The 9,012-nt window shown below is 75.8% G+C and carries 8 protein-coding genes; 7 read left to right on the forward strand and 1 reads right to left on the reverse strand.

The genetic code is table 11. The features are described from left to right. Positions 1–380: 380 nt before the first annotated feature. Genes K1J50_RS17750 through otnC form a run of 3 tightly spaced genes read left to right on the forward strand, consistent with a single transcriptional unit; the run spans position 381 to position 2,801 of the window. On the forward strand, positions 381–866 hold the full coding sequence (locus tag K1J50_RS17750; RefSeq protein WP_220119092.1) for a cupin domain-containing protein: 486 nt from the start codon (positions 381–383) through the stop codon (positions 864–866). 13 nt (positions 867–879) lie between these two features. Further along, a complete protein-coding gene (gene otnK / locus K1J50_RS17755) occupies positions 880–2,154 on the forward strand; it encodes a 3-oxo-tetronate kinase (RefSeq protein ID WP_220119093.1) in 1,275 nt (424 codons plus the stop codon). Between the two features lie 5 nt (positions 2,155–2,159). After that, complete coding sequence (gene otnC, locus K1J50_RS17760) at positions 2,160–2,801, forward strand: 3-oxo-tetronate 4-phosphate decarboxylase (protein WP_220119094.1); 642 nt, start codon at positions 2,160–2,162, stop codon at positions 2,799–2,801. A 105-nt stretch (positions 2,802–2,906) separates the two neighbouring features. On the opposite strand, the gene K1J50_RS17765 is transcribed toward otnC, so the two are convergent. Next, on the reverse strand, positions 2,907–3,572 hold the full coding sequence (locus tag K1J50_RS17765; RefSeq protein WP_220119095.1) for a GntR family transcriptional regulator: 666 nt from the start codon (positions 3,570–3,572) through the stop codon (positions 2,907–2,909). A 509-nt stretch (positions 3,573–4,081) separates the two neighbouring features. On the opposite strand from K1J50_RS17765, the gene K1J50_RS17770 reads away from it, so the two are divergent. The 4 genes from K1J50_RS17770 (at position 4,082) to K1J50_RS17785 (ending at position 8,940) form a co-directional block, all read left to right on the forward strand. Further along, the gene (locus tag K1J50_RS17770; protein ID WP_220119096.1) at positions 4,082–6,238 is read left to right on the forward strand and encodes a malate synthase G; all 2,157 of its coding nucleotides are present in this window, start codon (positions 4,082–4,084) and stop codon (positions 6,236–6,238) included. A 236-nt stretch (positions 6,239–6,474) separates the two neighbouring features. Next, complete coding sequence (locus K1J50_RS17775; RefSeq protein ID WP_220119097.1) at positions 6,475–7,719, forward strand: MFS transporter; 1,245 nt, start codon at positions 6,475–6,477, stop codon at positions 7,717–7,719. A gap of 92 nt (positions 7,720–7,811) precedes the next feature. Next, positions 7,812–8,288, forward strand: coding sequence for a hypothetical protein (locus K1J50_RS17780; protein WP_220119098.1), 477 nt, complete (start codon positions 7,812–7,814; stop codon positions 8,286–8,288). 16 nt (positions 8,289–8,304) lie between these two features. Then, the gene (locus K1J50_RS17785) at positions 8,305–8,940 is read left to right on the forward strand and encodes an aspartate/glutamate racemase family protein (RefSeq protein WP_220119099.1); all 636 of its coding nucleotides are present in this window, start codon (positions 8,305–8,307) and stop codon (positions 8,938–8,940) included. Positions 8,941–9,012: the final 72 nt, after the last annotated feature.

A 9,012-nucleotide genomic window follows, 5' to 3' on the forward strand; every position in this document is an offset into this window, starting at 1 on the left:
CAGGGACCGCCGGGCGGCCCGTCCACGACCGGATCGCCGGGATGGCCGAGGAGCGCGCGCACGCGCTCCAGCTCGCCGGCGAGCGCCGCCGCCAGCAACTGCTCGGAAACCGGGGCCGCCATGTCCGTTCTCCCCCAGGGACGCGGAGACAACGCGGCGCGGCCTGCCGTGTTGCGCTGCCGGCCCGGTCGGCACGCCCGGTGGCGCGCCGGCCGTTCCTGGCGGGCTCGGCCGCCCCCGCTGCCCGGCCCCGGCGGGCGCGCGGGCGGTGCCGCGGCCGGGAAGGGGCGGCCGCCCCTTTCCTCGCCGCGCGGCGCGGGGAATGCTACGGGCGCGGCGGCGCGCCGGTCCCCGGCGCCGCCGCCAGGAGAGATCCGCCCATGCCGACCGCGCCGCACCGCCCGATCGCCCTGCGCGCCGCGGAGGCGCCGCCGCGCGCCCGCGCCACCGGCTACCCGCCCGACCTCGCGCGCAGGGTCGAGGGGCGGGAGAAGCGCCCGCTCGGCGACCTGTCCGGGCTGCGGAATTTCGGCGTCAACCTGACCCGCCTCGCCCCCGGCGCGGCCTCGGCGCTGCGCCACGCCCACGCCACGCAGGACGAGTTCGTCTATGTGCTGGAGGGCACGCCGACGCTCGTCACCGATGCCGGCGAGGCGCCGCTCGGGCCCGGCATGTGCGCGGGCTTCCCCGCGGGCACCGGCGAGGCGCACCACCCGGTCGACCGCACCGCGCGCGACGTGGTCTATCTCGAGATCGGCGACCGCAGCCCGGGCGACCGCGTGACCTATCCGGACGACGACCTGCGCGCGGAGATGGGCGCCGACGGCCGGTGGCGCTACAGCCGCAAGGACGGGACGCCGCTCTAGGGAGACCTCGCCGATGCCCCTCCTGCTCGGCTGCATCGCCGACGACTTCACCGGCGCGACGGACCTCGCCAACACCCTCGTGCGCGGGGGGATGCGCGCGGTGCAGGTGATCGGCGTCCCCGACGGGCCCTTGCCCGAGGCCGACGCGGTGATCGTCGCCCTGAAGTCGCGCACCGCGCCGGTGCGCCAGGCGGTGGCGGAGAGCCTCGCCGCCTGCGAGGCGCTGCTCGCCGCCGGGGCGCGGCAGATCTTCTTCAAGTACTGCTCGACCTTCGATTCGACCGACCAGGGCAACATCGGCCCGGTGGCCGATGCGCTGCTGCGGCGCCTCGACGCCGGCCTCGCCCTGGCCTGCCCGGCCTTCCCGACCAACGGGCGGACGATCTACCAGGGGCACCTCTTCGTCGGCAGCGTCTTGCTGAGCGAGAGCGGGATGGAGAACCACCCGCTGACGCCGATGCGCGATCCGAACCTGGTGCGCGTGCTGGGGCGGCAGACCGACGGCGCGGTGGGCCTCGTGCCCTATGCGGTGGTCGAGCAGGGCGCGGCGGCGATCCGGCGCGAGATGACGCGGCTCAGGGAGTCCGGCCGGCGCTACGCGATCGTGGACGCGCTGACGGACGCGCACCTGCTCGCCATCGGCGAGGCGGCGGAGCGGCATCCGCTGATCACCGGCGGATCGGGCGTGGCGATGGGGCTGCCCGCGAATTTCCGCCGCGCCGGGCTGCTGCCGGAGCGCGGCGCCGCGGCCGCCGCGCTGCCGCCCGCGCGCGGCCTCGCCGCGGTGGTGGCCGGGTCGTGCTCGCGCGCCACGCTCGGCCAGATCGGCCTGGCGCGGGACGCGGTGCCGACGCTCGAGCTCGACCCGCTGGCGACACCGGACGCGGCGGCGCTGGCGGCGCAGGCGCTCGCCTGGGCGGAGGGGAGGCTCGCCGCCGACCGGCCGGTGGTGATCGCCGCCTCGGCGCCGCCCGAGAAGGTGGCGGCGCTGCAGGCGCGGCTCGGGCGCGAGGCGGCGGGCGCGCTGGTCGAGCAGGCGCTCGCCGCGGTGGCCGAGGGGCTGGTCGCGCGCGGCGTGCGGCGGCTGGTGGTGGCGGGGGGCGAGACCGCGGGCGCGGTGGTCTCGCGCCTCGGCGTGCGCGCCTTGCGCATCGGGGCGGAGATAGACCCCGGCGTGCCCTGGACCTACGCCGAGCCGGCCGGGCTGCACCTTGCGCTCAAGAGCGGCAATTTCGGCGCCCGCGACTTCTTCCTCAGGGCGTTCGCGATGCTTCCGGCGGAGGGCTGAGGGCGATGGACGAGCAGGCGCTGCGCGCGGCGATCTGCGCGCACGGGCGGTCGCTTTTCGCCCGCGGCTTCTCGGTCGGCTCGGCGGGCAACATCAGCGTGCGCCTGCCCGACGGCGTGCTGATCACGCCGACCAATTCGTGCCTCGGCCGGCTGGAGCCGGAGCGGATCAGCAGGCTCGACCGGGCGTGGCGGCACGTCTCCGGCGATCCGCCCTCCAAGGAGGTGTCCATGCACCGCGCCTTCCTGGAGGCGCGGCCGGAGGCCGGCGCGGTGGTGCACCTCCATTCGACCCATGCGACGGCGATCGCCTGCCTGGCGGCGCCGGGCGAGACGGCGCCGATCCCGCCGCTCACGCCCTATTTCGTCATGCGCGTCGGGCGGACGCTGCCGGTGCTGCCGTATTTCCGCCCGGGCGACCCGGCGATGGCGCCGGCGATCGCCGTGGCCGCGGGCGGCGGGGCGCGCGCGGTGCTGCTTGCCAACCATGGCCCGGTGGTGTGCGGGAGGACGCTGGACGAGGCGGTGTACGCAGCCGAGGAGCTGGAGGAGGCGGCGCGGCTCGCGCTGCTGTTGCGCGGCGCGGGGGCGCGGACGCTGAGCCCGGCGCAGGTGGAGGCCCTGCTCGGCGCCTTCGGCGGCGGCTGAGCCGCAAGGGCCGAGGTCGCGGCACGGCCGCGGCGGCAGGCGCGCGGGGCGCGATCTCGGCTGCGCCGTGCCCGGGCCGGCCTGCGGGGGCGGGCGGCGCCCGGTTCAGGCCGCGCTGCGCTGGCGGCGGCGCTGCTCGACGGCGGCCTCGAAATCGAAGCGCAGGTGCCAGCCGATGTGCTCGCCGAGCAGCGCCTCGGCGCGGAGGGCGTCGCCCGCGGCGAGCGCCTCCAGCAGCGCCTCGTGCTCGCGCGCGATCTCGGCGGGATCGCGATGCGGGGCGGAGAGTCCCCAGAGCACGGCGAGCTGTCGCCCGAGGCTGTGCCAGACCGCGCACAGCGTGGCGTTGCCCGAGGCGCGGCAGAGCTCGCCGTGGAAGGCCTCGTCCGCCGCGACCGCGGCCGCCGCGTCGCCTTCCGCGGCGGCGCGGTGGCGCTCGATGGCCTGGCGGAGCGCGGCGCGCGCCTCCTCCGGGAGGCCGCTTCCCAGCGCCTCGCGCAGCGCGAGCGTCTCGAGGGCGAGCCGGACGCGCATCAGCTCGGCGACGCCGCGGTTGGTCACCTGCATCAGCCGCATGCCCTTGTAGGGCGTGCTGACCACGATGCCCTGGCTTTCCAGCAGGCGCAGCGCCTCGCGCACCGGGACCCGGCTGATGCCGAGGTCGCGCGCGATCTCGGCCTCCACCAGCCGGTCGCCGGGCAGGAAGACGCCCCGCGCCGCGGCGGCGACCACCGCCTCGGCCGCCTGCTCGACCATGGTGCGCGGCTGCACGGGCAGCAGGCGTCGTGCCGCGGCGTCCCGCACGGCCGTCGACGCAGGCAGCGGTCGCGCTTCCGGCGCGATGCCGCCGCGTCCGGCCCCGCGCGGGGGAGGGGTCAGGTCCATCACCATCGTTCTCGGCGCCATCCCTCCGGCCGGCGGCTGGAGGCACTCTAAATTCAATCTATTGGTTTAGGAAGCATGTTGCGGGCCCGTTGTGAACCAAAAATTCGCCCCGTGTCCAGGGCACGTCCGGGCGCGTCGTCTCCGGATCCGTTCCCGGCGAAGCGAAACGCGAGATTCGCGCATAAGTTGTCCGACGCCCGTCAATGCGCGCGCGGATCGCCCGGGCGGCGTTCCGTCCCCGTGTCTCGCCCGCGGCCGCTTCCGGCCGGGCGCGATCGGCTCTAGACACCGCCCGGCGGGCGCGGCGGCCGCCGGCCGGAGGCGGCACGCCGCGCGTGAGGCAAGTCGGCGCCGGAGCGGAGGAAACAGTGGCATCAGCAGCGACAGCGTCCCGCATGGACACGATCGGCGGCCTCTCGGTCGCGCGCATCCTGCGCGAGTTCCTGGAGCAGGAGGCGCTTCCCGGCACCGGCCTCGAGCCGGCGCGGTTCTGGAGCGCCTACGAGGCGATCCTGCGCGACCTCGGCCCGCGCAACGCGGCGCTGCTGCGCAAGCGCGACGAGCTGCAGGAGCGCATCGACGCCTGGCACCGCGACCATCCCGGCCGGCCGATCGATCTCGCCGCCTACCGCGCCTTCCTGCAGGAGATCGGCTACCTCGTCCCCGAGGGGCCCGACTTCCACATCGGCACCACCGGCGTGGACCCCGAGATCGCCGAGATCGCCGGGCCGCAGCTCGTCGTCCCCGTCTCCAACGCGCGCTACGCGCTGAACGCGGCGAACGCGCGCTGGGGCAGCCTCTACGACGCGCTCTACGGCACCGACGCCATCCCCTGGGACGGCCCGCCGAAGCCGGGCTACGACCCCGCGCGCGGGCGCAAGGTGATCGAGCGCGTGCGCGGCATCCTCGACCAGGCGGTTCCGCTCGCCCGCGGCAGCCACCGCGACGCGAGCGGCTACCGCCTCGATCAGGGGGCGCTGGTCGTGGCGCTGCGCGACGGCGCCGAGACCGGCCTCGCGCGCCCGGGCCAGTGCGTCGGCTACCTCGGCGATCCCAACGCGCCGAGCGCGCTCCTCTTCGTCAACCACGGCCTGCACATCGAGCTGCGCATCGACCGGACCCATCCGGTCGGCAGGGACGATCCGGCCGGCATCGCCGACGTGGTGATCGAGTCCGCCGTCACCACGATCATGGACTGCGAGGACTCGGTCGCCGCGGTGGACGCCGAGGACAAGGTCGCCGTCTATCGCAACTGGCTCGGCCTGATGAAGGGCGACCTCGAGGCGACGTTCGAGAAGGGCGGGCGGACGATGACGCGCCGCCTCAACCCGGACCGGGTGTTCCAGCGCCCGGCCGGCGGCGGCATCACGCTGCGCGGGCGCAGCCTGATGCTGGTGCGCAACGTCGGCCACCACATGATGACCGACGTCGTGCTCCTCGACGGGCGGGAGACGCCGGAGACGATCCTGGATGCGATGTGCACCGTCGCCATCGCCCTGCACGACATCCGCGGCCGGCGGATGAACTCCCGCACCGGCAGCATCTACATCGTCAAGCCGAAGATGCACGGGCCGGAGGAGGTGGCCTGGGCCAACGAGCTGTTCGCGCGCGTCGAGGACGCCTTCGGCCTGCCGCGCGACACGCTCAAGATGGGCATCATGGACGAGGAGCGCCGCACCTCGGTCAACCTCAAGGAGTGCATCCGCGCGGCCAAGGACCGCGTGGTGTTCATCAACACCGGCTTCCTCGACCGCACCGGCGACGAGATCCACACCTCGATGGAGGCCGGGGCGATGGTGCGCAAGAACGACATGCGCAACACGCCCTGGATCAGGGCCTACGAGGACTGGAACGTGGACGTCGGCCTCGCCTGCGGCCTGCGCGGCCGGGCGCAGATCGGCAAGGGCATGTGGGCCGCGCCCGACGCCATGGCGGCGATGCTCGAGCAGAAGATCGCCCACCCCAGGGCGGGGGCGAACACCGCCTGGGTGCCCTCGCCGACCGCGGCGACGCTGCACGCGCTGCACTACCACCAGGTGGACGTCGCCGCGCGGCAGGAGGAGATCGCGCGCGGCGGGCGGCGGGCGAAGCTCGACGACCTGCTGACGATCCCGCTCGCCGAGAACACCAACTGGGCGCCCGAGGAGGTGCAGGCGGAGCTCGACAACAACGCGCAGGGCATCCTCGGCTACGTGGTGCGCTGGGTGGACCAGGGCATCGGCTGCTCCAAGGTGCCCGACATCAACGACGTGGCGCTGATGGAGGACCGCGCCACGCTCCGCATCTCCTCCCAGCACATCGCCAACTGGCTGCGCCACGGCGTGACCACGCGCGCGCAGGTGGAGGAGACGCTGAGGCGCATGGCGGCGGTGGTGGACCGGCAGAACGCCTCCGACCCGAACTACCGCCCGATGGCGCCGCGCTTCGACGGCCCCGCCTTCCAGGCGGCGTGCGACCTGGTGTTCAAGGGCCGCGAGCAGCCGAACGGCTACACCGAGTTCATCCTGACGGCGCGGCGGCGCGAGGCGAAGGCGGCGCAGCGGGGAGGGTAGCGACCGGACCCCGGCGGCGCGCCCGGCCCGCGCCTCTGCGCGCCCGGTCCGGGCGGGCGGTCCCGCGCGCCGCGACCGCCCGCCGCGGACCGTCGCCAGGCGCGGCCGCGGGGGCGCGCACAGCCCCGCGTCCGCCGCATGGCGGCTCCGCGCCGGCCCCGGCCGATGCAGGGCTTGCTGTGGCGCACCCCGACCTGGGATGGTCTCCGGCCCAACGTGCCGGAGTCGCTCCCCCCATGGCCGGGTCCGCCCCCGATCACGCGCCGCGCCTGGCCGCCGGCGTCCTGATCGCCGCCGCCGTGCTCTGCGCCGCCCTCGCCCTGGGCCTGCGCCAGAGCTTCGGCCTGTTCCTGGCGCCGATGACGGCGGCCCACGCCTGGTCCGCCTCCGGCTTCGCCTTCGCGATCGCGCTGCAGGTGCTGCTCAACGGCGTCTTCCAGCCGCTCTGCGGCCAGGTCGCGGACCGCATCGGCGGGCGCGCGGTGATCGCAGGCGGCGCGCTGCTGCAGGCGATCGGCACGCTCGGCATGGCGCTCTCCGAGGGCCTGCCGCTCTTCACCTTCTTCGCCGGCCTGGTGATGGGGGTGGCGGTCTCGGCGGCGGGGATGCCGATCATCATCGCCTCGCTCGCCCGCCAGTTGCCGGAGCGGCTGCGCGGCCGCGCCACCGGGCTCGGCACGGCGGGCTCCTCCTTCGGCCAGTTCCTGGTGGTGCCGCTCGCCGGCGGGGCGATCGGGCTCTGGGGCTGGCAGGGGGCGCTGTTCGCGATGGCGGCGGCGGCGCTGCTGATGATCCCGCTCGCCCTGCCGCTCGCCGACCGCCCGGCCGCGGCCGCCGCCGGCGCCCCGGCCGGCGCCGTGCCGGAGCAGACCGCGCGCGCGGCGCTGGGCGCGGCGCTGCGCGACCAGAGCTTCTGGTGCCTGTTCTTCGGCTTCTTCGTCTGCGGCCTGCATGTCAGCTTCCTCTCGGTCCACCTCCCCGGCTTCGTCGCCTCCTGCCACTTGCCGCTCGGCGTCGGCGCGGCGGCGATCAGCCTGATCGGGCTGTTCAACATCGCGGGCTCGCTGCTCTCCGGCGAACTCGCCGGGCGGTGGCGGCGGCGGGAGCTGCTGGTCGGCATCTACGCCGCGCGCGGCGTGCTGATGGCGGCCTTCCTCGCGGCGCCGAAGACCAGCGGGACGGTGCTGGTCTTCGCGGCGCTGATGGGCGTGCTGTGGCTGTCCACCGTGCCGCCGACCATCGCGCTCTGCGCGCGCAATTTCGGCACGCGCTGGCTGGCGACGATCTTCGGCCTGGTCTTCCTCGGCCATCAGATCGGCGGCTTCGCCGGCGCCTTCCTCGGCGGCCTGGTCTTCGACCGCACCGGCAGCTACGACCTGATGTGGGTGATCGGCATCCTCGCCGCCGCCTTCGCCGCGCTGGTCCATCTGCCGGTGCGCGACGGGCCGCGGCGGGCGGTGCCGGCGGCGGCGGCGGCGTAGGGTCCGGCGCGCGGCCGCGCTACACCTGCTCGCCCGGGGGGATGCCGGCGACGGAGGGAGGAGGCATGAGGGGGCCGCAACCATCGCAACGCATGACGCGCCGCGGCCTGCTGCGGGGCGCGGCGGGGACGGGCGCGGCGCTGCTGGCCCCCGCCGGGACCGCCGCGCAGCCGGGCGCCGGCCGCGGCCCGCTGCCCCACGCCTGGCTGTTCGGCGCCTGGACCGGCGGCCTCTACCCGCCGATCGACACGCGGGGGCCGGGCTGCTTCGCCCAGCCCACCGTGATCTTCACCCGCGACGTCATCATGCGTGTCTCCTCGCTCGACCTCGCCTACCGGCAGCGCCTGATCGAGACCGTCGCGGCGCTCGCCGACGGCGCGCTCGAGATCCGCCTGGTGCCGGTCCCCGGCGTGACCGGGTTCGGCGGGCGCGCGCCGCCCGACATCGGCTTCGGCTGTTCCGGCAATCCGAACCTGCTGCGCGTGGAGCGCCGCGGGCCGGACGAGATCGCCTTCACCGACTGCGCCGAGTTCCCCGCGCCGCTCCGCCGCTGCACCACCGAGCCCTGAGGCCCGCCACGCCGCCATGCGCATCGCCCTGATCCACGCCCTGCGCCACTCGCCGCCGCCGATCGAGGCCGCCTTCGCCAGGCTCTGGCCGGAGGCGCGGCTGATGAACCTGCTCGACGACAGCCTCTCGGCCGACCTCGCGCGCGAGGGGCGGCTGACGGAGGAGATGACGCGGCGGTTCCTGACGCTCGCGCGCTACGCGGCGGGCACCGGGGCGCAGGGCATCCTGTTCACCTGCTCCGCCTTCGGCCCCTGCATCGAGGCCTGCGCGCGCGACCTCGCGCCGCTGCCCGTGCTCAAGCCGAACGAGGCGATGATCGAGGAGGCGGTGACGCGCGGCACGCGGATCGGGCTGCTCGCGACCTTCCCCGGCACGCTCGATTCCATGCCGCCGGAATTCCCGCCCGGCGTGACGGTGGTGCCGAGGCTCGCCGAGGGGGCGCTGGCGGCGCTCGACCGCGGCGACGTGGCCGAGCACGACCGGCTGGCGGCGGAGGCGGCGAAGGCGCTGGCCGATTGCGACGCGATCGCGCTCGGCCAGTTCAGCCTGGCGCGCGCGGCGCCGCTGGTCGCGGCCGCGACCGGCCGGCCGGTGCTGACCACGCCGGAAAGCGCGGTGCGGAAGCTCCGGCGGCTGCTGCTCGGCGCCTAGGGAGCGGATCGCGAGCGGCGGGCGCGGGCCGGGCGCGGGAATCCGCCCGGCGGACCGGGTGGCGCGGCGGTG

Origin of the sequence: Caldovatus aquaticus, assembly GCF_019458025.1 — a bacterium.
GTDB lineage: Bacteria > Pseudomonadota > Alphaproteobacteria > Acetobacterales > Acetobacteraceae > Caldovatus > Caldovatus aquaticus.